Annotated in this window: 23 protein-coding genes, 1 tRNA gene and 1 pseudogene; 9 read left to right on the forward strand and 16 right to left on the reverse strand. The window is 58.9% G+C overall.

From position 1 onward, the window contains the following. Positions 1–28: 28 nt before the first annotated feature. Complete coding sequence (locus tag PO860_RS21485; protein WP_272782725.1) at positions 29–361, forward strand: hypothetical protein; 333 nt, start codon at positions 29–31, stop codon at positions 359–361. A 6-nt stretch (positions 362–367) separates the two neighbouring features. On the opposite strand, the gene PO860_RS21490 is transcribed toward PO860_RS21485, so the two are convergent. The 8 genes from PO860_RS21490 to rfbF form a co-directional block, all read right to left on the reverse strand. Beyond that, positions 368–1,042, reverse strand: a complete 675-nt coding sequence (locus PO860_RS21490) for a GNAT family N-acetyltransferase (RefSeq protein ID WP_272782726.1) — start codon at positions 1,040–1,042, stop codon at positions 368–370. Positions 1,043–1,066: 24 nt separating this feature from the next. Further along, positions 1,067–1,825, reverse strand: a complete 759-nt coding sequence (locus PO860_RS21495; protein ID WP_183605308.1) for a cephalosporin hydroxylase family protein — start codon at positions 1,823–1,825, stop codon at positions 1,067–1,069. 32 nt (positions 1,826–1,857) lie between these two features. Then, complete coding sequence (locus PO860_RS21500) at positions 1,858–3,006, reverse strand: DegT/DnrJ/EryC1/StrS family aminotransferase (RefSeq protein WP_183605309.1); 1,149 nt, start codon at positions 3,004–3,006, stop codon at positions 1,858–1,860. A gap of 76 nt (positions 3,007–3,082) precedes the next feature. Next, positions 3,083–4,321, reverse strand: a complete 1,239-nt coding sequence (locus PO860_RS21505; RefSeq protein WP_183605310.1) for a glycosyltransferase family 2 protein — start codon at positions 4,319–4,321, stop codon at positions 3,083–3,085. Further along, the gene (rfbC, locus tag PO860_RS21510; RefSeq protein WP_183605311.1) at positions 4,318–4,860 is read right to left on the reverse strand and encodes a dTDP-4-dehydrorhamnose 3,5-epimerase; all 543 of its coding nucleotides are present in this window, start codon (positions 4,858–4,860) and stop codon (positions 4,318–4,320) included. Before rfbC ends, PO860_RS21505 begins: the two co-directional genes overlap by 4 nt. Next, positions 4,857–6,092 carry a class I SAM-dependent methyltransferase gene (locus PO860_RS21515; protein WP_272782727.1) on the reverse strand — a complete coding sequence of 412 codons (1,236 nt, stop codon included), beginning with the start codon at positions 6,090–6,092 and terminating at the stop codon, positions 4,857–4,859. The genes rfbC and PO860_RS21515 overlap by 4 nt, the downstream gene beginning before the upstream one ends. After that, the gene (gene rfbG, locus PO860_RS21520) at positions 6,089–7,153 is read right to left on the reverse strand and encodes a CDP-glucose 4,6-dehydratase (RefSeq protein ID WP_272783174.1); all 1,065 of its coding nucleotides are present in this window, start codon (positions 7,151–7,153) and stop codon (positions 6,089–6,091) included. The genes PO860_RS21515 and rfbG overlap by 4 nt, the downstream gene beginning before the upstream one ends. Further along, a complete protein-coding gene (gene rfbF / locus PO860_RS21525; protein WP_183605313.1) occupies positions 7,144–7,917 on the reverse strand; it encodes a glucose-1-phosphate cytidylyltransferase in 774 nt (257 codons plus the stop codon). The genes rfbG and rfbF overlap by 10 nt, the downstream gene beginning before the upstream one ends. Before the next feature lie 372 nt (positions 7,918–8,289). Between rfbF and PO860_RS21530 the strand changes: the two genes are divergently transcribed. Continuing rightward, positions 8,290–8,586, forward strand: coding sequence for a DUF982 domain-containing protein (locus PO860_RS21530; protein WP_273883737.1), 297 nt, complete (start codon positions 8,290–8,292; stop codon positions 8,584–8,586). Positions 8,587–8,951: 365 nt separating this feature from the next. Here PO860_RS21530 and PO860_RS21535 read toward each other — a convergent pair whose 3' ends face one another. After that, positions 8,952–10,634, reverse strand: coding sequence for a P-loop NTPase fold protein (locus PO860_RS21535; RefSeq protein WP_275037975.1), 1,683 nt, complete (start codon positions 10,632–10,634; stop codon positions 8,952–8,954). Positions 10,635–11,047: 413 nt separating this feature from the next. Between PO860_RS21535 and PO860_RS21540 the strand changes: the two genes are divergently transcribed. Continuing rightward, entirely contained in the window at positions 11,048–12,544 is a 1,497-nt protein-coding gene (locus PO860_RS21540; RefSeq protein ID WP_275037976.1) for an RNA-directed DNA polymerase, read from the forward strand. Between the two features lie 902 nt (positions 12,545–13,446). Continuing rightward, positions 13,447–13,919, forward strand: a pseudogene (locus tag PO860_RS21545) (transposase); the annotation flags it as partial. A 2,070-nt stretch (positions 13,920–15,989) separates the two neighbouring features. On the opposite strand, the gene PO860_RS21550 reads toward PO860_RS21545, so the two are convergent. Both PO860_RS21550 and PO860_RS21555 read right to left on the reverse strand, forming a co-directional pair. Further along, positions 15,990–16,868, reverse strand: a complete 879-nt coding sequence (locus PO860_RS21550) for a hypothetical protein (protein WP_273883732.1) — start codon at positions 16,866–16,868, stop codon at positions 15,990–15,992. A gap of 110 nt (positions 16,869–16,978) precedes the next feature. Continuing rightward, positions 16,979–17,065 (reverse strand) — tRNA-Leu (locus tag PO860_RS21555). A gap of 168 nt (positions 17,066–17,233) precedes the next feature. Here PO860_RS21555 and PO860_RS21560 point away from each other — a divergent pair. Continuing rightward, positions 17,234–17,647 carry a BA14K family protein gene (locus tag PO860_RS21560; protein ID WP_183605315.1) on the forward strand — a complete coding sequence of 138 codons (414 nt, stop codon included), beginning with the start codon at positions 17,234–17,236 and terminating at the stop codon, positions 17,645–17,647. 11 nt (positions 17,648–17,658) lie between these two features. Here PO860_RS21560 and PO860_RS21565 read toward each other — a convergent pair whose 3' ends face one another. Then, positions 17,659–17,952, reverse strand: a complete 294-nt coding sequence (locus PO860_RS21565; protein ID WP_275037977.1) for an Rdx family protein — start codon at positions 17,950–17,952, stop codon at positions 17,659–17,661. Between the two features lie 127 nt (positions 17,953–18,079). Between PO860_RS21565 and PO860_RS21570 the strand changes: the two genes are divergently transcribed. Next, on the forward strand, positions 18,080–18,817 hold the full coding sequence (locus tag PO860_RS21570) for a type 1 glutamine amidotransferase (protein ID WP_273883731.1): 738 nt from the start codon (positions 18,080–18,082) through the stop codon (positions 18,815–18,817). An 11-nt stretch (positions 18,818–18,828) separates the two neighbouring features. Then, entirely contained in the window at positions 18,829–19,377 is a 549-nt protein-coding gene (locus PO860_RS21575; RefSeq protein ID WP_273883730.1) for a sugar O-acetyltransferase, read from the forward strand. Between the two features lie 37 nt (positions 19,378–19,414). On the opposite strand, the gene PO860_RS21580 is transcribed toward PO860_RS21575, so the two are convergent. After that, on the reverse strand, positions 19,415–19,867 hold the full coding sequence (locus tag PO860_RS21580) for a winged helix-turn-helix transcriptional regulator (protein WP_183605318.1): 453 nt from the start codon (positions 19,865–19,867) through the stop codon (positions 19,415–19,417). Between the two features lie 154 nt (positions 19,868–20,021). Here PO860_RS21580 and PO860_RS21585 point away from each other — a divergent pair, with 154 nt between their 5' ends. Together PO860_RS21585 and PO860_RS21590 are read left to right on the forward strand one after the other, a co-directional pair. After that, entirely contained in the window at positions 20,022–21,413 is a 1,392-nt protein-coding gene (locus PO860_RS21585) for an MFS transporter (RefSeq protein ID WP_272782733.1), read from the forward strand. Positions 21,414–21,503: 90 nt separating this feature from the next. Then, a complete protein-coding gene (locus PO860_RS21590) occupies positions 21,504–21,956 on the forward strand; it encodes a GFA family protein (RefSeq protein ID WP_273883729.1) in 453 nt (150 codons plus the stop codon). Between the two features lie 2 nt (positions 21,957–21,958). On the opposite strand, the gene PO860_RS21595 is transcribed toward PO860_RS21590, so the two are convergent. Genes PO860_RS21595 through lepA form a run of 3 tightly spaced genes read right to left on the reverse strand, consistent with a single transcriptional unit; the run spans position 21,959 to position 24,378 of the window. Beyond that, positions 21,959–22,204 (reverse strand): CcdB family protein, encoded by a 246-nt coding sequence (locus PO860_RS21595; RefSeq protein WP_342467069.1) that lies wholly within the window; start codon positions 22,202–22,204, stop codon positions 21,959–21,961. A 52-nt stretch (positions 22,205–22,256) separates the two neighbouring features. Further along, complete coding sequence (locus PO860_RS21600; RefSeq protein WP_183605320.1) at positions 22,257–22,487, reverse strand: type II toxin-antitoxin system CcdA family antitoxin; 231 nt, start codon at positions 22,485–22,487, stop codon at positions 22,257–22,259. Positions 22,488–22,545: 58 nt separating this feature from the next. Beyond that, complete coding sequence (gene lepA, locus PO860_RS21605) at positions 22,546–24,378, reverse strand: translation elongation factor 4 (RefSeq protein WP_183605321.1); 1,833 nt, start codon at positions 24,376–24,378, stop codon at positions 22,546–22,548. Between the last annotated feature and the right edge of the window lie 8 nt (positions 24,379–24,386).

Consider the following 24,386-nt stretch of genomic DNA (forward strand, 5'->3'; position numbering starts at 1 on the left):
GGCCACCGACGCCGGCAGGAGAGTTGCCATGCGGCTTGTGATGATGCTTTCGATATTGCTCGTTGCCGTGTCCGGCCTAGCGCCCTCGTCCGCCTTTGCCGTCGACTGGACGAAATCCGGCGATTCGGGCGTTCAACCCCTCTATCCCTATAAGGGTCTGCCCGGCGTCAAGGCGCAGCCGGACAAGAAGGAAGAGGAATCCTACAATTGCCGCACCGAAACGGTCCAGATCCGCCGCCGTTATGACGAGATCTTCCGCTCCGGCGGCATGCCGACGCTGATGTATGTCTGCGAACGCGACGGCTTCATCTCGATGGACGACAAGGTTCCGCTGCGCGGCCACTATCAGCCGGTGCGGTGAGGTGTTTCAGGCGGTCAGCAAAGCCGCCGGATACGCCTGCCGGAAACGTTCGATTGGAAGCTCCATTCTCAGATAGTCGAAGCCGGCATTTGCTTCCGACCGATCGACGATCGAATATTTGACCATGCCCTCTTCCTCCGTGCGCCGCAGTGGCAGGCTTTCGGCCGGCGCAAAGCCCAGCCGCTTGTAAAGGCCGATCGCTTTTTCATTGTGGGAGAAGACATGCAGCTCAGCCGTTTCGACCCCGAGCCCGGAAAACATCCACTCCAGCAGTGCCCTGCCGCAATGGAACATCAGGTTTCGGATACCGCTCGCGCGGCCGCGGATGACGTTGTCGAAATCGGCCGAGCCGGGCTGGATGTTGCAGATGCCGAAATTGCCGAACCGGTATCCATCGGGATCGCAAATGACGAATAGGATGCGGTCGGCGGCGGGCAGGGAGATGGTTTCGAGCCACCGCCGCGTACGCTCCTCGACGGCGCTAAACTGGGTGAGGAAAAACGGCATCGACTGGTTGCGCCACGTCGTCAGGTCGTCGATCAGGCCGGGCTCGTCGAGCATCGACCTGTCGATGCATTGGAGGTCGCCCACGTGCCTACCGGTGTCGTCCCTGATCGGAAGTCGGAGCCGTCTGGCCGGATCCGCATTGTCCTTGAGGCTGACGATATCGACCTGCGTCATGAACGACGATCCCTGATTGTCCGCTCACGCCTTGCGGCAGATGCAATAGCCGCCCGGCGAGGAAGACAGCACGAGCTTGCCGTTCAGAACTGGATCGACTTCGAAGCGGTCGGTTTCTGCCAGATAATCGGTGACGGCCTTCAACGGCTCGTTGCCGCGCAGCCAGACCTTGGAACGTTTTGTGAAGGCCTGTTCCTCCGTCAGGTGGCCGATGAGCGTGTCGGCGACGACCAGGTAGCAGCCTTCCGTCACCAGCGGACCGTAGGCGCGGCATTCCGCCAGAACATGCTCGTAGGAATGGTCGCTGTCGAGTACCACCATCACGCGGGCGCCCGGCGGGATCTCCGCCTTCACGGCGGCAAGCACGTCGTCGTCGACGGAACCGCCCTGGATCATCTTGATCCGGTTCGACATCGGATGGGTTTCGATCGACTCGCGATTATGGGCGCGGATGTCGATGTCGACGCCGACAACCTTGGCCTTGTCGTTGCCCATGGCGGCGAGGATCGACGCCATGAAGATCAGCGAGCCGCCGCGCGCAATGCCGGTTTCGATGATGACATCGGGCTTGGTTGCCCAGATGACTTCCTGGGTCGCCAGGATATCGACCGGAAGCTGGATGATCGGCACGCCCATCCACGACCAGAGATAGAAATAGTCGAACTTGTCGAGCCCGATCAGCGTATTCAGCGATTGCTGGAAGCTTGCTTCGTCTTTACCGAGCGCAAGCGACATTTCCCGCTTGTGGGCCTCGAATTCGAGACGGTCGTCCTTGGTAGTCATGACTGTTCTTTGTCCTTCGCTCTATGGCGGTCCTAGGCCGACTGCTGCAATGCCGCGCTGTTGTGGTAAATCCGCCCGGCCGCCACATCGAGCAGCGTCGCCGCCACCCGGTCGATATCGGCTTCGCTCATGTCGTGATAGCTTGGCAGGTTGATCGCCCGCCCCGGAATGCTCCAGGCGTTCACGTTCTCGGGCCGGTCCTCGAACATGGAGAGGCTGGACAGGGGATAGAAAAAGACGCGCGCGTCGATATCGGCGGCCTCGAAGGCCTGCTGCATCATCTCGCGGGTAATACCCGTCGACGGATGCAAGACCGCGGTGGGCATCCAGGCGCCGTTGATCGTGCCGCTGTATTCCGGGTTCATCGAGATGCCGGGCAGGGCGGAAAGCCGTACCATGTAGGCGGCGAGGATTTCCCGCTTGCGGGCGACGAGCTCTTCGATGCGCTCGATCTGCGCGCAGCCAATGGCCGCCTGGATGTTGGACATCTTGTACTTGAAGCCGATTTCGTCGGGCCAAAACTGCTTGGTCTGGCCGCGTGCGCGGCCGTGGTTGCTGAGCGTCAGCACCCGTTCGTAAAGCGCGGCGTCGCTGGTGACGAACATGCCGCCTTCGCCCGTCGTCAGCGTCTTGGTGCCGTGGAAGGAGAAGGTGCCGAAGGCGCCCATCGAACCGGCGCGGCGGCCATGGGAGACGGAGCCGATCGCTTCGGCCGCATCCTCGATCACCGGGATGCCGGTGCGCTTGCCGATCTTGAGCAGCGCATCCATGTCGCAAAGATTGCCGTAGATGTGGGTCGCGATGATCGCCTTGGTCTTCGGGGAAATGTGCCGCTCGACCTCGCCCGGATCGATGCACCAGGAATCCGGCAGCACATCGACGAAAACAGGCTTAGCGCCGAGGTGGACGATCGGCGAGACGGTGGCGATCCAGTTGGTGTCAGCGAGGATCACTTCGTCGCCTTGGCCGACGCCGAGCGCGGCTAGGCCCATGTGCATGGCGCCGGTGCAGCTCGATGTCGCGATGGCGAAGTCGCTGCCGAGGTAAGTCTTGAAGTCGCGTTCGAAGCGGTTGATGTAGTCATAACAGCGTGCGCCCCAGCCGGTTGCTGCCGCGTCCGTGGCATAATCGGTTTCAAGCTGGGTGATGGAAGGCTTGGTGTAGAAGATCCTGTTTGTCATGCCGCTAATTTCTGTTGAATTGAAATCAAGACGCAGGCGCCCGCCACGACGCTAGTTTTTGAAACTGGCGCGAGGCTCACATGATGATGTGCCGGGCGAGATCGTGCTCGTGGAACACGAGATTGGGCAGGTAGCCGAGTGCTACGAAATATTCCCGATCGCGTTCGACGCTGACGAAGACGGCGGTGCTTTCCAGCGGGCTGTCGCTGAGTTCCTTTGTCACCTTCACCTTTTCGCTCAGCCCGAGCTCTCGCATCAGATTTTCGAGCGCTGCGATCTCCGTGAAACCGGCGAGAAGCAGCGTGTTGATCCCGATCGCCGAATTCACCTCGCTGACCAGCGTCTGAATGGCGACCATCAGGGGCAGCCCTTCTCGGAAGGGACGGATTTCCGGGTGATCGAGCATCCCGCCCCACATGACGCGGGTATAGAGCTCGTAGGCCTTGATGAAGTTCTTGCGCGCAGCCCAGAAGCGGAAGGCGACCGCCATGCGGTTGAGTGTGAAGATCTTGCACATCTCCTCATACCTGAGACGTGTCTCGGGCGTCAGGTTCACTGCCCCGCGCTTGACCCCGGTATAAAGGAAATATTCAAGCCCGCCGCGATACCGATCCCAGCTCGTCATGACGTCGTTGGTGCCTTCCTGTGGCCGGTCGCGAACGATCGCCGAATTGGCGATGGAGCGATAGAACGGACGCTGTAGGAACGCGATCGCGCCTTGATCGAGGAAATGCGCGAGGAACGGGAACGGATAGAAGCAGATGTCTCGCGGAATCCAGGCCGACCGCAGGGCCGATGCGCGGTAGATCGCGATTTCCGGAAAGATGTGGCGTTCGAAAATATACTGGAAGACCTCGGTGAAGCTGCCAAGCGCAAATTTTCGGTCTTCCTCGACATTGTAGAATTTCGTGATGTCGTTTTTGGCGACTTCGTCGTAGAGGAACCAGGGCGCATGGGCGCAAGTCACCTCCTGATTATCGTCGAGATATCTGACGGTGTCGGCCACCGCATCCGCGATGAGGATGTCGTCGTCGGCGAGATAGATGAGATATTCCCCTCTGCCGAGGCGGAGAGCGCTCGTGACATTGGCGTTGGCACCGGCATTGACCTCGCGCTTACAATAGCGGATCGGCAATCCGTGACCGATGAACTCCTCGACAACCTGCTGGGTGCCATCCGTGGAGGCGTTGTCGCAGATGACGATCTCGAAGGAGAAGCTGAACTTATAGTCGTTTCGGCAATATGTCAGCGCATTTCTGAGATAGGCTTCGCGATTATAGGTCGGGATGCAGATGCTGAGTTTGATGCCGCTCAAAGGCTTGTCTCCTGGCTGTAGCTTTCAAGCGCAACGTCGCGCTCGTTGATGACGCTGGGCCTGAATGGCCAGGCGATGGAAAAGGCGGGATCGTCCCAGCGGACGCCGTGGGCAAGCTCCGGCACATAGACTTCCGACATCTGGTAAAAGAGCTCGCAGTCGTCCTCGAGTGTCATGAAGCCGTGTGCGCAGCCGCCAGGGATGTAAAAGGCGTTGTGACGAGCAGCATCGAGCTCGACCGACGCCCATTGGAGATAGGTTGGGGAATCTCGTCTCAGATCGAGCGCCACGTCGAAAACCCTGCCGCGTGTAGCGCGCACCAGCTTGACCTCCGGTCGGGGATCGGCCTGGTAATGCATGCCGCGCAACGTCCCGCGCCTATGGTTCTGCGAGACATTGCACTGCGGGTAGACAGGTACGAGACCGTGGTCCTCAAAGCTCTTGGCATCGAAAGTCCGTGCGAAAAGCCCGCGTTCGTCGTAGCGCGCGTCGACTTCCACAACAAAAGCACCCGAAACCGCGGTCGGAAAGAATCTCATCCGAGTACCGTCAGTTCCGGCACCGCGACGACGAAGCGCCCGCCCCAGGCGCCGACCTTGCTGTTGGCCGCTACGACTTCGTTCTTGATATTCCACGGCAGGATGAGAACGTAGTCCGGCTTCGTCTCGTCCATTTTTTCCGGCGCGTAGATCGGCAGCTTGCTGCCCGGCAGGTAATGTCCCTGCTTGTGCGGGTTACGGTCGACCACATAATCGATGAGGTCGGTGCCGACGCCGCAGAAATTCAGGAGCGTATTGCCCTTGGCGGCGGCACCATAGGCCGCAACCGTCTTGCCGTTGCGCTTAGTTTCCTTGAGGAACGCCAGTAATCCATCTTTTATTGGAGCTACGCGGCTTTGGAAGGCCTCATAGGTTTCGATCTTGTCAAAGCCGGCGGACGCTTCGTCGGCGCGCACTTTGGCGACACTGGGGCCGCTCGGATGAGTGGCCGATGTCGTGCGGCAGGCGAGAACGCGCAGGCTGCCGCCATGCGTCGGCAATTCCTCCACATCGAATACCGTGAGGCCGTGCGCGGCGAAGGCCTTCTCGACGGCCAGCAGCGATAGATAGTAGAAATGCTCGTGGTAGACAGTATCGAACTGGATGTTTTCCATCAGCCGCAGCAGGTGCGGGAATTCGACGCTGACGATGCCGTCAGGCTTCAGCACGGCCGAAAGCCCGCCGACGAAGTCGTTGATATCGGGCACGTGGGCCAACACGTTGTTGCCGATGACTACGTCGGCGGCGTGGCCGCGCGAAACGAGATCCTCAGCCGTCGCCTTGCCGAAGAAACGCGCCTCTGTCGGTACCCCGATGCCGCGCGCGACCTCGGCGACGTTTTCGGCCGGTTCGATGCCGAGCACCGGCACGCCCGACTCGACGAAATGCTTGAGGAGATAGCCGTCGTTGCTCGCAACCTCGATCACTTGTGATGCCTCACCGAGGCCGAAGCGCTTGCGCGCCATGATGGTGAACTGGCGGGCATGCTCCACCCAGCTGTCGCTGTAGGAGGAGAAATAGGCATAGTGGCTGAAGATGTCCTCAGGCGGAACGAAAGCATCGGCCTGCACCAGCCAGCACTGCGAACAGACGAAGGCGCGCAGCGGATAGGATGGCTCCGGCCGCTTGAGCTGCTCTTCCGTCAGATAGGCATTGGCGAGCGGCGTCGAACCGAGGTCGACAAAGCGATGCTTCAACGGGGCGTCGCAAAACCGGCAATTGTGCGCTGTCATGATACTGCTTCCTCATATGCCGCGATCTGGCCGAGCGAGAAGGCGCGCATGTCTTCGCCCTCGCGGTTGGCTTTGTACCAGGCGACGGTCCAGTCGATAGTCTGTTGCAGGCTGAGGCGCGGGCGCCAGCCGATGGTGTCGAGCGCCAGCGCCGAACTCAGCGTCAGCGCCGGCGCTTCCGGCAGATGTTCGCCGGGCGCCAGCCGCCACGCGCCTTCGACGCGGTGTGCGCGTCCGAGCGCCTCTGCAAGTTCGGAAACGGTGGCGAAGCTTTCGGGATGCGGACCGAAATTCAGCGCATCCGGCAGATCGTGGCCACGCACCTCGGTCAGCGCTTGCGCGAAGCTGAGATAACCGCCGAGCGGTTCCAGCACATGCTGCCAGGGGCGGATCGCTTCGGGATAACGCAGCAGGATCGGCTGGCCGCCTTCGAAGGCGCGGATGAAATCGGGGATCAGCCGGTCTCTGGACCAGTCGCCGCCGCCGATGACGTTGCCGGCGCGCACCGTGGCGAGCCTGAGATCGCGCCCTTTGAAGAAACTGTCGCGGTAGCTCTGGCAGACGAGCTCGGTGCAGGCCTTGGAATTGCTGTAGGGGTCCTTGCCGCCGAGTGTATCGGTCTCGACGAACGGGATGCCGCTGCCGTTATTGGCATAGACCTTGTCCGAGGTGATGACGAGCACGGTCTTGACAGTGGGCGTCTGCCTGATGGCGTCGAGAACATTTGCCGTTCCCATGACGTTGGTCGAGAAGGTCTCGGCTGGGTTCTCGTAGGAGCGCCGTACCAGCGCCTGCGCGGCCATATGGATGACGATTTCCGGCTCGACACGCCTGGAGAGAGCAAGAAGCGCCTCAGCGTCGCGGATATCGACGATATGATGACCGCGATCGTCCCAGGGAGCGAGTTTGCGGTAGAGCGACGGTTCGGTCTCCGGCGCCAGCGACACGGCGGTGACCTCTGCGCCGAGCCGCTCCAGCCACAGGGAAAGCCAGGAACCCTTGAAGCCCGTGTGCCCGGTGAGGAAAACCCGCCGCCCCTTCCAGAAGTCCGTCAGGCCCATAGCTTCCACGGCGCCTTTCCGGAATTCCAGAGTTCTTCCAGATGGGTGCGCTCGCGCAATGTATCCATCGGCTGCCAGAAGCCGTCATGCTTGAAGGCGGCAAGCTGGTTGTTGGCGGCAAGCCACTCCAGCGGGCCGGCTTCCCAAATCGTGTCGTCGCTTGGGATGAGGTCGACCACGGAAGGGTCGAGCACGAAGAAGCCGCCGTTGATGCGTTGGCCGTCGCCTCTCGGCTTCTCCACGAAGGAGGTGATGAATTGGCCTTCGATATTCGTGGCGCCGTAACGTCCGGGCGGGGTTACCGCGCACATCGTCGCCTTCAGGCCGTGATCGCGATGGAAGGCGACTTCGGCGGCGATGTCGATGTCGCCGACGCCGTCGCCGTAAGTCATGCAGAAGGGTTCGCCTGGTGTCAGATGGTCGCGAATGCGCCCCAGACGGCCGCCAGTCATCGAATGCATGCCGGTATCGACCACGGTCACGCGCCAGTTCGGTCGTTTGCCGCCGTGATAATTGATACTGTTGGCGCCGAGATCGACGGTGATGTCGCTGTGGTGCAGAACAAGGTTTACGAAATATTCCTTGATCATATAGCCCTTGTAGCCGGCGCAGATGATGAAATCATCGAGCCCGTGATGGGCATAGATGTTCATGATGTGCCAGAGGATCGGCATGCCGCCGATTTCGACCAGAGGCTTGGGGCGAATACTGGTTTCCTCGGCAAGACGAGAGCCAAGGCCACCGGCGAGAATTACGACTTTCATCCCAAGCGAACTCCAGAGTGTCTAGTCAAGCTTTCCGTCCCTCTTTGAGCCGCCCGGGCTCCTTGCAGACGGAACGACAGTATTTCATCCTTGTCCCGGTATCCGATTTCGTTCTTGTGCGAGGCTTGCAGCGCTGGGACCGGCCTGCGGATTTCATGGATGCGGTGCCGACGGCAACGCCGTGATCGGCATTGGAACACCGTCGAGCGCTACCAGCGCGGGAAGCTCGCATGGGCGTTGTGAAAGGCGGCTTCGCGAGACTCTCCGTGGGTGCTCGGGAGGATGGATCGAAACTTCCAGAAGGCGCCCCGCCGGTTGACGGCATGCTTCTTGCATTGTTACTAATATTCCAACCTTTGGGGAGAAAGTGCCATGCAATGGAACACATCGGCGGATTTTGCGCCTCTTGTTCTCTTTCTCGGCGGCCGGCACAAGCGCAAGATCGTCAGGACGCTCCGCGATGCCGCCGAAGTGCTGATGGTGGACTGGCCGTTTGAAGACGGCGAGGAATATGTCGTCGCCGTCAAGGCTTGCGCTGATGCCATCATCGGCCAGATCGGGATGGACGAACTGCGGGAATTGCTTCTCAGCGCCGCCAGAGAAGCCGGTGTGGGGGTTCTAACCGTTATTCCCGACAGCCGGAAGGGGACGCCCCATATGGCCGCGTGAAAAGGGGCGTCGCCCCATTGACCTTCGCTTGAAGCACGATCGCCAGCCTCGACGGACCGCTTCGACGCTATCAACAAAGTGTCTGGATGGAATGGGACGTCATTTCGACATCAGCCAATAAAAAAACCCGGTAAACCGGGCTTCTTTGGGTTGTTTCCGGACCGCTTAGGGCGGTCTGAAACGAGAATGGTGCCCAGAAGAGGACGGGCCAAAATCGTGTCATTGTTATTGAATTTCATACCGTTTTTTGTATTTTGTATGGGCTGCTGTGTGTCATTGCTGTGTAGCAGTTAAGCCTCGACCGCTCAAGATGAAGCGCGCCGTACATACTCAGTAGTAGCTTGGCGTCGCTGCCGCCTGTGGATTCACCCTGAAATGTCGTCCTTTGTCTCGGCCAAAGCGTCGTTGAGAGCGTACGCCACGTTGTTCCGCAGGATGAAGCGAGTAATAGAACTTGCGCTTTGTGCCGCAGTAATAAGACGGAAGCGGATTGCTTCGGCCCAAGGCTTCTCCTCGGGCAGATCACGATGGAGGTTTCCATGGGCGTATCGCGTTTTCAGAGCGAGCAGAATGCTGCGTTGGTGTGAAGGGTGCATGGCTAGCAATGAAGTAACAAATTCGTCTGGATCGATTTTCGCTAAAACCGGCACGTTATAGAGGTCACCAGCATGTTGTCCGATGTTGAGTCTGCGGAAGAATAGAGCCGGGTCCGATTTCATATCCGCAAGAATTCCGGCCGCCAGATCAGGCAAACGGTCCTGTGCCGCAGCTTTTCTCTTTTCCAGCAGGTACTGAGAGCCTTCTTGGAACTGCGGCGTGGACGCGTCATGAAACCCCAACCCGTCGTTCCCAGTGCTTCTTGTCTCGAAATAATCCCCATGCTGCAGCGGCTCGATACGACCGCTCCGATACAGATCATCGGCATAAGCTTTGCACTCGTCGATGATCGTCTCTAAACTGCGCGCTATTACCTCGATGCGCGCTAACCAAAGCCTTAAGCCAAATACATGCAGGACTACGCCCGACTTACAGTAATCGCGCTCGGCAAATGCAGCTTCCATCTTATTGAGTGCTGCGTTGAAATCATGTTCAGACCGCTCAAATGCGTGCCAAACCGTACGCCAAGGTTCCTCATCCGCAACCGTGATGAAGAATTCGCTTGCGTTGAGGTCGGCATTTATACGTGTTTCGTCCACGCGCCCCTTGGTCAGAATGTCAGTTAGGGTTTCGTCCGACAGCAACGACGACCCAAGTTCCACTGATGGGTATCGGGCTTCCGCGAGTGAAATGGCGGGCAAGGGAGTAGCTTCTTGAGATCTCCGCATTCGCGCGCTGATTAGCTGATTCCAACGCCCGTCGATGTCCGCTGCAGCCAGCCTCCCGGCTTTGACCTCAAACGATAGCGCAAAGAGAAGGCCCAGTAGAGCCTTCATTGCCTCTTCATGGTCTCGGTGCCTTGCTGATAGCGCGATGAAGAGGCGCTCGAAATCCCAGATTGTTTGCTGAAGAATGCGAAGATTGTTGAACCCGGCCTGGTGATAGAGTTCCGCAACATATCCCGAATGCTTCTGCAGAAAGGTTCGTGTCAACAAGTATTCCGTATTGCTGAGAAATTCCGACAGCGCTTCATCAAAAGCCGATTGCAACTTGAGTGTCTTGCCTATTAGCTTCTCTCTGACGCGCGGATAGTCGCCTGATTTGTCAATTTCGTCCTCGTTGGCAATGATTACGACTTTGCGGTCCTCATGTTCGACGAAGTGATTTATGTAACCGAGAACACTGTTGACCGGCGCCACGCATCGCTCAAGGTCATCGAAAATGAAGACATCGGCTCGCGTCCTTCCAAGTACATCTTTCGCACCTATTTCAGTGCTGACATTGAAAAACCTCGCACCAGTCTTCAGTATTTCGCCCGCTAGGCGGGCTGTCTTGCTGTCGAGCAAGGGATAAGCGGCGCGGAAAAGCGCGTGGTCAATTTCAGCCAACGATGTGAGGCCGTAGAGGCTTACGTAGGCGCACGAGGTTCCCGCCTCTGTCAGCGGCTTCATGAATTGCTTGACGAGAAAGGTTTTGCCGATGCCCCAAGGACCATCCAAAAGGACGGCCTAGTGCGGCGGTTTGGTGAAATTTACATAATACTTGAGGAAGGACTTAACGTGCTCATCAGGGTCCATGAAGATCTCATGTTTGCAGACTCATCGCATTAAGAGCCGCAATTCGTTGGTGGAGGAAGTGCCGTTATGAATTGTGTTAAGTTAGGTGACATCAAATAAGATAGGGGCGTGTGGCGATGTTCAGCGGCTGGGCGTCGATCGGCGATGGCTGACGGGGACTGTTCCGCGAAGGACCAGTGGAGACGCGCCAATTGCGGGTCACGAATTTGAGCATGGGGCTGCGCCTTTACATCCCGTCAACCGCTGATAGACATAGATGTATCATTCAACGCGTTGCTGTCGGAACCATGAAACGCCTTATTGACTTACCACATGACGAAGCGCGTCTTTTTTTTCTCAGGGGCTCAAGTTATTTCAACGGGGACTTTCCTGAATACATAAATTTTCAACCGGTGCTTCAGAGTGTCTCTGACGCCTTAAATGGCGGGTTATATACCGATTACAAGAAACATGATCCTGGCCGCCAATACGGCGTGAACTATAGCTTTGTCACGAACAAAGACGGTCGCTTTGCCTGGCGACCTTTCGAACTAATGAACCCCGCAATCTACGTATCTTTGGTCAATCTGATTTGCAGAGCGGAAAGCTGGGGGCACATTCAGGGCAGCTTCAAAGATTATGAAGCAGGGACCGTGGAATGTAGCAGCGCCCCTATGGTCTCGAATAGTGCAGAAACCGACAAGGCCGTTCAGGTTCAAAGTTGGTGGCAACGTTTAGAGCAACGGTCGCTCTTAAGTTCGTTGGAGTTCAGCCATGTTCTGCATACTGACGTTTCAGATTGCTACGGCTCGCTTTACACACACAGCGTCTCGTGGGCACTGCACGGGCTTAGTGTCGCAAAGCAAAAAGACAACGCTAGCAAGCTCGGAAATGACATAGATCGGCACATTCAGTCGAGCCGGTACGGTCAAACAAACGGTATCTCTCAAGGATCCGTTCTGATGGACTTCGTTGCGGAAATGGTGCTCGGATACGTTGATAAGCTTGTATCCGGCGACCTGCCCGCTTCGACGGACTATAGGATATTGCGCTATCGTGATGACTATAGAATTTTCACTAATAGCGACGAGAAGGCGGAATCAATTCTAAAGCTGATCAGTGAAAAGCTGCGTTCGGTCGGTATGAAGCTGAACACGAGTAAGACGTCGTTGACAACCAACGCCGTTTCTGGATCCGTGAAAGACGACAAGTTGGCGGGGATTGAGCTACAAGATCTGGGCGACGCGAACGCCAAGACCGTTCAAAAGCAGCTTCTACGACTTCACGCGTTCGGTCGAAGATTTCCTAACAGCGGTGCATTGCGTCGATTAGTAGGTGAGTTCCACTCAAAAATCACAAAACAAAAGATTACGCCTGACGACCTTGAGGTCCAAATTGCAATTGCTACCGACATTGCATTTGTTTCGCCGCTCACCTTCCCTGCGGTCGCGGGGATTCTCAGCCACCTGATATCGCTGGCACCCTCTCAGGATGATAAGGTCCGTTTGTGGGCGCTCGTTCAAAAGAAAATGGCACGTGTTCCGCACAACGGATATCTTGAAATATGGCTGCAGCGCGTCACGAAGCCTAAGACGGTGGGTATTGAGTTCATCAGCGGCGAGCCGATCTGCAAAATCGTAAACGGCGAACACGTGGTCCTGTGGAATAATGATTGGGTGTCAGGGAAAAAACTTTTGGCTGCGATGGATGTTTCTCAGATCATTATTAAGCAGCCTGAGGAGGCACCAGAAGTAATGCCTTCCGAGGAAATCGAACTGTTTAACAAGAACGCAATCATGTACTAGTAGGAGAAATTGCGCTTCTCGGCGACGATCATAACCGACTCAAGCTGTTTCACGAGACGTTCGAGCTGGATGTGCAATGGCATGGAGAAGCTGCACCCTTGAAAAACAAACTAGCCTAACGAGGGGCCATAAGCTTCGTCAGGTAAGCCAACGTATCCGCCAGCTGTGATATGACAGGCGCTAGGTCAGGGGTTGATGCCGGTGCAGGAGATTGACTGCGGCGGTACGAAATGAATGCCTTGATGATCATCTCGCATACCTCGGGTGTCTCGATTGCATCCGCCAACGTGGCGAGGCGAATTGCCTGACCTTCGTTCAAGTAGAACTCTTCTGTTGGCCCTCTATCCTTCGGCCCAGCAGCCTTCAGCACAGTGCTAAGTACACCGTAGCGTGCCAACTCTTCCGACTTGCCTTTGATGACGTCGCGTATTTACCGCACGCCCATAGCCGAGCCACGCGCCAAGCTCGATGTCGAGAATACGAGGCTCGTCATTGATCATATGTATCGTAACGGAAGGCGTCATGGTCGGATGTTTCCTTGAGAATCGCAGCGCGCGCTCTGCGTAGCCCTACAGAAGGCAACGTGAAGGGGGCGAAATGCGCGGAGTGCAGGAAAGCAAAAGGCGAGCTTATGGCCCGCCTAGTGGGTGGTTGAAGGTCCAGCGGACTGCGTCACGCGCTGGCGAGTTCGTCAGGGACCGCGCACGGCAGCTTTCTGCTATGCACCACGCCCCAGCCTTTCGCGATGAAAAGTGCGCGCCTCGCAGTTTCCAGATAAAAAGAAGAACGGCGGATCTCGATGGTGAGCGACGCGACTGAGACTGTCACGTGGGTTAATTGACCTTGCCCCGTTGAAATAATCCATTTTGAAGTAAGCTCTGGCCCATTGAGAGGACCAGGGAATGAAGCGCAACCGTTTCACAGACGAACAGATTATCGGCATTCTGAAGGAGCACGAGGCGGGCACGCCGGTCTCGGAGCTTTGCCGCAAGCACGGCGTCAGCGATGCCAGCATCTATAAATGGAAAGCCAAGTTCGGGGGCATGGAGGTGTCGGAAGCCAAGCGGCTGAAGACGCTGGAGGACGAGAACACGAAGCTGAAGCGGCTTCTGGCGGATGCCATGCTCGACAATGCTGCTTTGAAAGACCTTTTGGGAAAGAAGTGGTGACGCCCGCAGCAAAGCGGCGAGCTGTCGCGCATCTGGTGGACCAACATCGGATGAGCGAACGGCGGGCGTGTAAAGCCATCGGCTTTTGCCGGATGACAATCCGTTACGAAACCAGACGCGACGACGATCATAGCCTTCGCGAGCGAATGAAGGCGTTGGCGCATGAACGTCGCCGCTTCGGCTATCGACGCCTTCATGTGCTGCTCATGGAGCGTGAGGAGGTGAGGCGGCGCGTCCAGCCGAAAATCGACGCGATTATTGCGGCGTGGAAGACAATGATACAACTGGCGAGGCGGGAACCTTGCCAGTCAATAAGTTAGCGCACCCGCTGGCTAGTATTTCTCAACCATCGTGATGTCATGTCCATATTGGCAAGGGCCGAGGCTTCTCATTGAGACAATGAAGCTTTTTCCTATCGTAGAGGTGCTAGCGTTTGAGCAGGCAGTTTCAGGGCTGCTAGACCAGTTGGCCCATAGATCGTTGTTAGAACCGTCTCGAATCATGTCAGTTCTGGCGAAGACGGTCACAAGGTAGGGACGAACAACCTCTCCCGTCTTCGAGTCTCTGTATTCAGGAATTACCACGTTGTCGCTCATGCTTGACCTCCCAATAATTGAAACAACCTAAGGTAATGCAATCCAAAGAGCCTTTGTCAATAGCAGGCTTTGCAGTCAATCGGGTTTTATCACTTTGGTAAGCTTCGCGCATTGTCATCACGGCCGCACCGAAGAACTGGCGAAACATCGGGAAAGAAGTGGTTGTTGAGATGGGGTTGGACCCTAAGGGGATAGTTGCGCCTCAACACATCTCGGCTCAGGGCTTAAACCGTTAGAGAAAGGAATGCAGAACGAAACCTTTCCGGTTGATTGATTTACAGTCCAAAACTCCGGCACTGCAAATGGCTGATCTGGCACTCGTTGAAGTATAGCCAAAGACGAATTCGAAATATCGTAGTTTCCAGGTAACTTTGTGCACGTAGCTCTAATGGTCTCAGGCTTCAGATGCATTGATCCTCCGCAAAGATATAGAGAATTTTTTTTCCTATCAATCATATATGCCGAAAACTGGCTCCTAGGCATCGCGCTTGGAATGAAAGCATTACTTGATATCGGAATTACTTCATACGAAGCAAGCGTATCCGCGTCAACGCTTGAAGATATACATAAAGCCATTGCCGCTAAGATCATTGCTTTTTTCTTCATCGCCCCCCCCGGGATAGGTGTCAACCTTTAGACTATTAATTCTGTTTTCACTAGGCTACATACCATTGATATGTGACACTGCTTCACAGCACAAGATTGCGTCGGGGAGATTCACGCGGTGGTTTCAGGATATAACCAGAAGCGACGACACCCGCTCTACGGTCGTGGCGCGCAGTTCGTTGCCTCCTACTAATGACGACGATGGCGTCATCACTAACCCGGCGCAGCCGTGGCAGCGCGCCTCCTGTATGACGCGCTGCGTTCTGTGTTGCTGTCGCAACTTTATGCGTCTGTCAGTTGCTCGGCCTTAGGCACGCTGTCGGCCAGCCCTTTGAGGTCGAGCTTTGAGATAGCCTTAAGCATCTCCGATGTTTCCGCATGTTAGTATCCGTTCGCATCGCTTTCGGCAGAGTGGCCTTGAATTGCATTAACCAATAGGATGTTGCACCCAGAGCGGTGAGGAAGCTCTGACTTAAACCAGTGCCTGAACGAATGCGTGGGTCCCTTGCGCGGGTCCGTAATGCCCAATCCTCGTACCCAAGTTCCAACGCGATTGCTGACACCTTTCGACGGGTGCTTCTGGTCGTCTCGCAGCTGAACTGCCGCCTTCCCCCTGCTGCCGCCGTAGAACAATGGCCCCTTGCCGCGTGTCTTTACGAACTCAAGGAAGCCATCTGCAATAAGGTCAGGGTGTAGTGGTACGATCCTCTTCGATCCTTCGTTCTTAAGCGACCCGCCGTCCGGTGCGGTGGTGATATTGATACAGTGGTTACCCGCATCATCGGTGATGCCAAAGCTGCGCTATCTCTGCGACACGAGAGCCCGTCTGCGCCTGAAGCCACGGTATCCAACGGAGGTGCGCGAGCTTTTCCTTGCGTGCGGCGTTCAATATTATCGCGACTTCTGTACGACTGAAAGGCAAGCGCTTTGTCCCCGCCACCGCCTTCTGCGGAGCCTTCACGCCGTCGAAGGGATTGCGGGTGATGCCAGTCGTCTCGCTGTTACTGAGGCCGAAGCGGTAGAGCGTGTTGAGCGCGGCTAGGTAGGTTGTCGAGATCTTCTTGAGGCCTTCGGCTACAAGCGCGTCTTTCCAGCGCAGAGCGTCGACAGTTCAACCCGGTGCGGATCATCATGCCCCACGAACTGCTTGAAGCGCGCCACGTAGCCGCGCCATGTCGAGATTGTAGAAGCAGCGCGCCTATCCGCCGCCTTCCAACGGTCGAAGAGGTCGTCAAAGGTCTTCACGTGCTCTTCGGTGCCGCGTTGCCGACCTGCAGAGGTCCTAGCTTTCCACGCGGGATATTGAGCCGCGTAGGGGTCGACCGCGTAGTTTCCGTGGCTGCGCTGCCCCAACGTTTCCATGACACGCCTCAAAGTCGCCGGTAGCCGGTCGACCAGATCGCGGTATGACTTCTCTGACAGCACCAAGGCGCGGGCGGACAGGAAAGCGCTAAGGTCGAGGATGCGGCTAACACGTGTGACGGCGGCGGTTCTGCCTTGGGGCGTCAGCGTTAGACTGCCCACCTCGGCATCACTGATCATTTCCTCCCACTCTGAAAGCTCGCTCCACTCTTCTACCCCACCATCGACGACGATCTTATGGCGCGCCGGGGGATCGGCCTCATACTGGGCAAGGAGTGCTTTGTGGATCTCGCCTAACAAAGAGGTGATTTCCAGATGGGAAAGATCTTCAGGCCCGCGCTGCGCGGCATCGAGGAATGCTTCGACATGGCCTAAGGCTGCGGCGTGACGAACTTTAGCCAGCCGCGATGCGGGAGCGCCGAGGGAAAAGGTGATCATATCCCCTAGCGTGACCGTTACCATGTAGGTGGCGCTGTCCGGTGCTGTCGTTTCGGGAAGGTAAATCGAGAGCTTTTTGCCGCGCAGAACCGGCAGGAGGGCGGTAGGAACGCGCTTCTTAAATTGCTCGTTCTTCGTACCGGCGCGCTTCATAGGTCGGGAGATCCGCATTACCATTGTGGGGCGCTCCTGTGTGACACTGAGGAGCAGTCAACCCCTTGAAACGCTAAATGAATAACGATTTCAAGGGGGACAAAAACGGATGGTGCCCAGAAGAGGACTCGAACCTCCACACCCTTTCGGGTACCAGCACCTGAAGCTGGCGCGTCTACCAATTCCGCCATCTGGGCGACGGAGAGCGATGTAAGGGGGCGGCTTCTGACTGTCAACTGGGTTTTTGAAGTTTTTCTGACAGTTGACGAAAAAGCAGCCGGCCGCCTGCGGGGAGCGGCCGGAGGCCGGGCATAGCGCTCCGATCGGCACGCCCTATATAAAGGAAATATCGAAAGGAATGCATCATGCCCTTTTCCCGCGCCCTTCTGCTCGCCGGTCTTTTAGCCGGTCTCGCGCCCGCCATGGCGGCTGCCGATTCGCTGAAGCTGGGCAAGCCGGGGGTCGGGCCGCTCAACACCGGATCGACGCTTTGCGATTTTCGCGGTTGCTTCGGTTTCGGGCCGCAGCAATGGCATCGCCCCGCCTATGTCCAGCCGAATTACCGGCCGCGGGGCGCGGGGCCGACCTATTACCTGCCGGGCGCCGCCGGGCGGCCGCAGCTGACCTATGATCCGCCGCCAGTGCGCCGCGTGCAGCCGCAGGATCCGAACAAACATATCGCCTGGTGCACCAACGAATACCGATCCTACAATCCGAGGACGGATCACTTCCTCACCTATGAAGGCGTCTACAGGGTCTGCCGCTCGCCCTATCGCTGAGACTGCTGCGGTCAGCTTTCCAGCGAGGCGCGGTCGACATGGCCGAGATCGCGGCCGGGCTCGACGATATCGCGAACCCTTTGCTTCAGCTCCTTCGGCCCGGGAAAGCCGCCGTCGCGCTTGCGTTCCCAGATGAGATCGCCGTTGACGCGGATTTCGAAATTGCCGCCGGTGCCCGGGATCAGCGCCACTTCGCCGAGACTGTCGGAAAAGGTGTGCAGCAACTCCTGTGCCATCCAGGCGGCGCGCAGCAGCCAGTTGCAATGGGTGCAGTAGAGGATCGAGACGCGGGCTTTTTCTGTCATGGCGATTTCCTTTCGTTCGGGTTGATGTAAGCCCTGGTGCAGGCCCGCGCAATCGGTCCCGCACAAGCGTCTTGCGCGCCGCGGTCCGGCATGGTCTCCTCTTGTCGTCATCAGTCGGGAAAAGCCTATGCGAGTCGCCGTCGTCGAAAATATGCGCAATACCGGTCTCGGCGCGCTTGCCAGAGCGCTCGACGAGGCGGGAGCTGAGATCGAGTGGTTTCGCGTGTGGCAGGACGGCATCCTGCCGCAGAATATGTCGGACCATGACGCGCTCGTCGTCCTCGGCGGCGAGCAGAGCGCGCTGGATGACGAGGCGCATCCGTACCTGCCGGAGCTCGCGCGGCTTGCGCGCCGCTTCGGCGATGCCGGCAAGGCCGTGCTCGGCATCTGCCTCGGCAGCCAGATCCTCGCCCGTGCCTATGGCGCCGACAATCTGCTGGGCGCCGCCCGCGAGTTCGGCTGGCACAGGATCGGCGTTACCGCCGAAGGCAGGATAGATCCGCTGCTGTCGGCGCTCGGCGGCGAATTCACCATCTTCGAATGGCATGCCGATACCTTCAGCCTGCCGGAGGGCGCAGTCCGTCTCGCCACGAGCCCTGTCGCCGAGAACCAGGCCTTCCGCATCGGCCGCGCCGTCTACGGCACCCAGTTCCATTTCGAGGCCGACACAAGTGTCGTGGAGGAGTGGAAGGCCGATTTCCCCGAGACGATCACGCGCATCGCCCCCGGCTGGCTGGAAAACCATACCGAACTGGCGGCAAGGCATGGCGATGCTGCCGATGCCGCCGGTCTTGCCATCGCGCGTGCATGGGTCAGCCTGATCGAACGGCAAGAGATCGTGATGCTGTCGCAGGCCTCTGCGTGATAGGCGACGCGATGCCGGCAAGCGAACGCGAGAAGATGGCCGCCGGCGAATGGTATTGCTGCCTCGATGACGAGCTCGACCTCTTGCGCCGGCAGGCGCGCCGGGCCGTCCATGCGCACAACACGCTGCCGCCGGACGAGCGCGGCGCGATGGCGTCGGCCCTGAGGGCGCTCTTTGCCCAGGCGGCGCCGAATGTCTTCATCGAGGCGCCGTTTCATTGCTCCTACGGCATCAATATCGTTCTCGGCGACCGCGTCTATTTCAATGCCGGTTGCACCATCCTCGATTCCGGCCGGGTGATCATCGGCGACCGCAGCATGTTCGGCCCCGGCGTGCAGATCTATTGCGCCGAGCATCACAAGGAGGCAGCCCTTCGCAGCCAGGGCATCGAGATCGCCCGGCCGGTCGTTATCGGCAACGACGTCTGGGTCGGCGGCAGCGCAGTCATCCTCGGCGGTGTCACGATCGGGCAGGGCGCAATCGTCGGCGCCGGCGCGGTGGTGACGAAGGACGTGCCGGCCGGCGCAACCGTGGTCGGCAATCCGGCCCGCATCAGATAACGCCCAGTGTTGGGCCGGAACGGACATCGTTTGCCGGCTACAAACCATCGCCGGCCCGCGCATCGTAGCGCTGCCGCGCGGCGATGATATCCGCCTGGTTCTGCTCGGTCCACAGCACCAGCGAACGGATCGTCTCGTGCAGGGTGCATCCAAGCGGCGTCAGGGCATAATCGACCTTCGGCGGCACGACGGGATAGACGGTGCGCTCGATGATGCCGTCGCGCTCCAGGTGCCTGAGCGTCGTCGTCAGCATGCGCTGGCTGATGCCGTCGATATTCCTCTTCAATTCGGTGAAGCGAAGCGTGCGTTTTTCGAGCAGCGCAATGACGAGCAGCGACCACTTGTCGGCGATGCGGTCGAGGATCTGCCGAACCTCGCATTCCTCACGCGCATCCCATTGCAGGACGTCATAGTCCTTGCCTGGCAGGACGTCATCGTCCTTGCCGGTGCGGCAAATGTCACTCGGTGAGTTTGAAGTGCCTTCTTCCATGGTGCCGGATCATGTCTTAACTAAGCTTCGGTTACAAGAGGGAACTGAGGCATGAAAAGTAACTTCACGCCTCGCCCGTTGTTTCAGCGCGTCAACCGAAGGAACGGATTTCATGTCCAACCCATCTTCCCAGACCAAGACAAGTGAAGGCCGCATGAGCACCCGCGCAGTCGGGGCCCTGATCGTGCTCTGCGGCGCGATCTTCCTCGAAGGCATCGATGTCGCAATGCTCAATATCGCGCTGCCGGCGATCCGCGCCGATCTCGGCTTGTCGACAACGACTCTCAGCGCCGTCGTCAGCGCTTATGTGCTGGGTTATGCCGGCTTCATGCTGCTGGGCGGCCGGGCCGCCGATATGTTCGGCAAGAAGCGGGTCTTCCTGACGGCGCTGGCAATCTTCCTCGCCTTCTCCGGCCTCGGCGGTTTCGCGAGCGAGGGCTGGATGCTGCTTCTCGCCCGCTTCGTCACCGGCGCCGCCTCCGCCTTCATGACGCCGGCCGGCCTGGCGCTCATCACCGCCAATTTCCCCGAAGGACCGCAGCGTAACCGGGCGGTGATGATCTACGCCTCGACGGCCTCGGCCGGCTTCTCGCTCGGCCTCGTCGCCGGCGGCCTGCTTGCTGCGATCGACTGGCGCTGGGTGTTTTTCGCGCCGGTGGTGTTGGCGGCGATCCTGCTTGCCGTCGGCCCGCGGCTCATCACGGATAGAGATGCGGGTGCCGACCGCGGAAAATTCGATATATCAGGCGCGATCGCGCTGACCGGCGCCATGCTGCTGGCGGCCTATGGCGTCATCCGGCTCGAGCATCCGGGCGAGGGCACGGGATGGACGATCGCCGCCTTTGCAGTGAGCGCGCTGCTCTGGCTTGCCTTCATCCTGATCGAGCGCGGCTCGTCCACTCCGCTGGTGCGGCTCGGCATCCTGCGCTCGGCCGCGCTGATTCGCGCCAATCTCGGCGCGCTGCTGTTTGCCGGCTCGTTTTTCGGCTTTCAGTTCATCGCCTCGCTTTATCTGCAGGAGCTGCTCGGCTGGACGCCGATGCAGACGAGCTTGGCGCTGATGGCAATCGGCATCGATGCGGTGGTCGCGCCGATCCTGACGCCGCGGCTCGTCGACCGCTTCGGCAATGTCCGCGTCATCCTCGCCGGTTTCCTGTTGGCGCTCGCCTGCTATGGGCTGTTCTTGCGCATGGGCTTCGACTGGACCTATGCCGCCATGTTCCCGTCGATGCTGCTGCTCGGCCTTGCCTTTGCGCTCGGCTACGGCCCGCTGACCATTGTCGCTACCGAGGGTATCGCCGAGGACGAGCACGGGCTTGCCGCCGGTTTGGTCAATACGGCAATCCAGTTCGGAGCCGCACTCGGCCTTTCCGGCGTCAGCGCCATAGGCGCCTATATGCTTGGTGACGAAGTCTCTCCCGAAGCCCGGCTGGAATCCCTGCGCGTGGCACTTCTGGTACCGCTCGCCGCCGCCGCGCTTGGCGCGCTGGTGATGGCGACCGGCTTGCGTGGCCGCGACGGCTCCCGCCGCGAGGCCGTCGCCTGACGGCGCTTGGCAAGGCCTCACTCGTGGCCTTGCCATCTCGACAGCGGCGTAAGCTCCGCTAGATGAGAAGGCGAAACAGGGAGGGAAATCATGAGCGAGCCGAATTTACCCATGGAAGGCGGCTGCCGCTGCGGCCGGGTGCGGCTGAAAATCAGTGCTGCGCCGCTGCTGACCATGGCCTGCCATTGCACGGGGTGTCAGAGGATGACCGCGAGCGCCTATTCGCTGAGCACCGCCATCCCGAGCGAAGGCTTCGAGGTCACCAAAGGCGAGCCGGTCATCGGCGGTCTGCACGGCGTCACCAAGCATTATTTCTGCCCGCATTGCATGAGCTGGATGTTCACCCGGCCGGAAGGCATGGACTGGTTCGTCAATCTGCGCGCGACCATGCTCGACGACCCCAGCTGGTTCACCCCTTTCATCGAGACATGGACGAGCGAGAAACTGTCCTTCGCTGAGACCGGCGCGGTGCACAGCTACGCGGAGCTGCCCGCGATGGACGCGTATGAGGGGCTGGTGAAGGAATATATGGGCAAGGGTTAATCTCAGAAGCCCCGGAAAAGAAAATCGACGGCAGCCACGATGCGGTCGCTGTCGGCGGTAAGATCCGCGACCACGCCTGCGATTTCCTTGATGGAAATCGCACCGGTGAATTGGGTGGCCATCACGTATGGCATGTCATTGATCACGAATTGCGGATTGAGCTGGCGCATGATTTTGGGAAGAGCTTCCAATGGAAGCATTGGCACCATGGTCCGCGTCGTCAACTCGCCAAGCAAATCGGACTGCAGATCAAGAGCAAGCGCATCGGAATGCGTGAGATTATAGACATGAAATCAGCCATCAGAACTGTCGATATTTCTGAAACGGCAGGCCGTGCTTTTTGACATAAGCATTGGAAGCGGCAATAGCCTCAGCGTTCTCGATACGCCACAGCCGCTCGCGCTCCGCCTTTATGGCCTTTGCGATCCCATCTTCCGCCGCCCGGGATATATTGATGCCGAGCGCGCGTGCCTGGGACACGAGACCTTCATCAAGAGACAGGTTCGCTGCTTTTCTTGGCCGCTGAGCCATAACGATCTCCTTGGCCTTATGCGCAGATCATATGCGCATAAGATGCCATTGAGAAGCGTTATTCGTCGCCCATCTTCAACGCCGCGATGAAGGCTTCCTGCGGGATTTCCACCTTGCCGAACTGGCGCATGCGCTTCTTGCCGGCCTTCTGCTTGTCGAGCAGCTTGCGCTTTCGGGTGGCGTCGCCGCCGTAGCATTTCGCGGTCACGTCCTTGCGCAGCGCCGAGATCGTCTCGCGGGCAATGACGTTGCCGCCGATCGCCGCCTGGATCGGGATCTTGAACATGTGCTTAGGGATCAGTTCCTTGAGCTTCTCGCACATGTCGCGGCCGCGCTTTTCGGCGGCGGTGCGGTGCACCATCATCGATAGTGCGTCGACCGGCTCGCCGTTGACGAGGATCGACATCTTCACGAGGTTGCCTTCGCGGTGGTCGGTGAGGGCATAATCGAAGGAGGCATAGCCCTTCGAGATCGACTTCAGCCGGTCGTAGAAATCGAACACGACTTCGTTGAGCGGCAGGTCGTAGGTCAGCATCGCGCGCGTGCCGACATAGGTGAGCTCGATCTGGATGCCGCGGCGGTCCTGGCAGAGTTTCAGGATGCCGCCGAGATAATCGTCGGGCGTCAGGATCGTCGCGCGGATCCACGGTTCGTGGATTTCGGAGATCTTGACGACATCGGGCATGTCGGCCGGATTGTGAAGCTCCCGCTCCGTGCCGTCGGTCATGAACATCTTGTAGACGACGGAAGGGGCTGTGGCGATGAGGTCGAGGTCGAACTCGCGCTCCAGCCGTTCCTGGATGATTTCGAGATGCAGCAGGCCAAGGAAGCCGCAGCGGAAACCGAAGCCGAGCGCGGCCGAGGATTCCATCTCGAAGGAGAAGGAGGCGTCGTTGAGGCGAAGCTTGCCCATGGCGGCGCGCAGATCCTCGAAATCGGCGGCATCGACCGGGAAGAGCCCGCAGAACACCACCGGCTGCGCCGGCTTGAAGCCCGGCAGCGCCTGAGCCGTCGGCCGCTTGTCTTCGGTGATCGTGTCGCCGACGCGGGTGTCGGCCACTTCCTTGATCGAGGCGGTGATGAAGCCGATCTCGCCAGGGCCGAGGCTGTCGACAGTGACCATCTTCGGCGTCAGCACGCCGACGCGTTCCACCTGGTATTTCGCATCGGTGCCCATCATCCGCACGGTCTGGCCCTTGGTCAGCACGCCGTCGATGATGCGCACCAGAACCATGACGCCGAGATAGGTGTCGTACCAGCTGTCGACGAGCAGCGCCTTCAGCGGCGCCTTTTCGCCGCCGGGGCTCTTCGGCGCCGGCAGCTTGTGGACGATCGCCTCCAGCACGTCGGGAATGCCGAGGCCGGTCTTGGCCGAAATCAGCACCGCCTCCGAGGCGTCGATGCCGATCACTTCCTCGATCTGTTCCTTGATGCGGTCGGGTTCGGCGGCCGGCAGGTCGATCTTGTTGAGGACGGTGACGATCTCGTGGTTGTTGTCGATCGCCTGGTAGACGTTGGCGAGCGTCTGCGCTTCGACGCCCTGGCTGGCGTCGACGACGAGCAGCGAGCCCTCGCAGGCCGACAGCGACCGTGAGACTTCATAGGCGAAGTCGACGTGGCCGGGCGTGTCGATCAGGTTGAGAATGTACTTCTCGCCATTGTTCGCCTGGTAGTGCAGGCGCACGGTCTGGGCCTTGATGGTGATGCCGCGCTCGCGCTCGATATCCATATTGTCCAGCACCTGTTCGGACATTTCGCGCTCGGCAAGGCCGCCCGTCGTCTGGATCAGGCGGTCGGCCAGCGTCGATTTGCCGTGGTCGATATGGGCCACGATCGAAAAATTGCGGATATGGGAAAGCGGAGTGGTCGAATTGGTGCTCATGCGCGCCATATAGCAGC

The organism is Rhizobium binxianense, from assembly GCF_028994275.1.
Classification (GTDB): Bacteria; Pseudomonadota; Alphaproteobacteria; order Rhizobiales; family Rhizobiaceae; genus Rhizobium; species Rhizobium binxianense.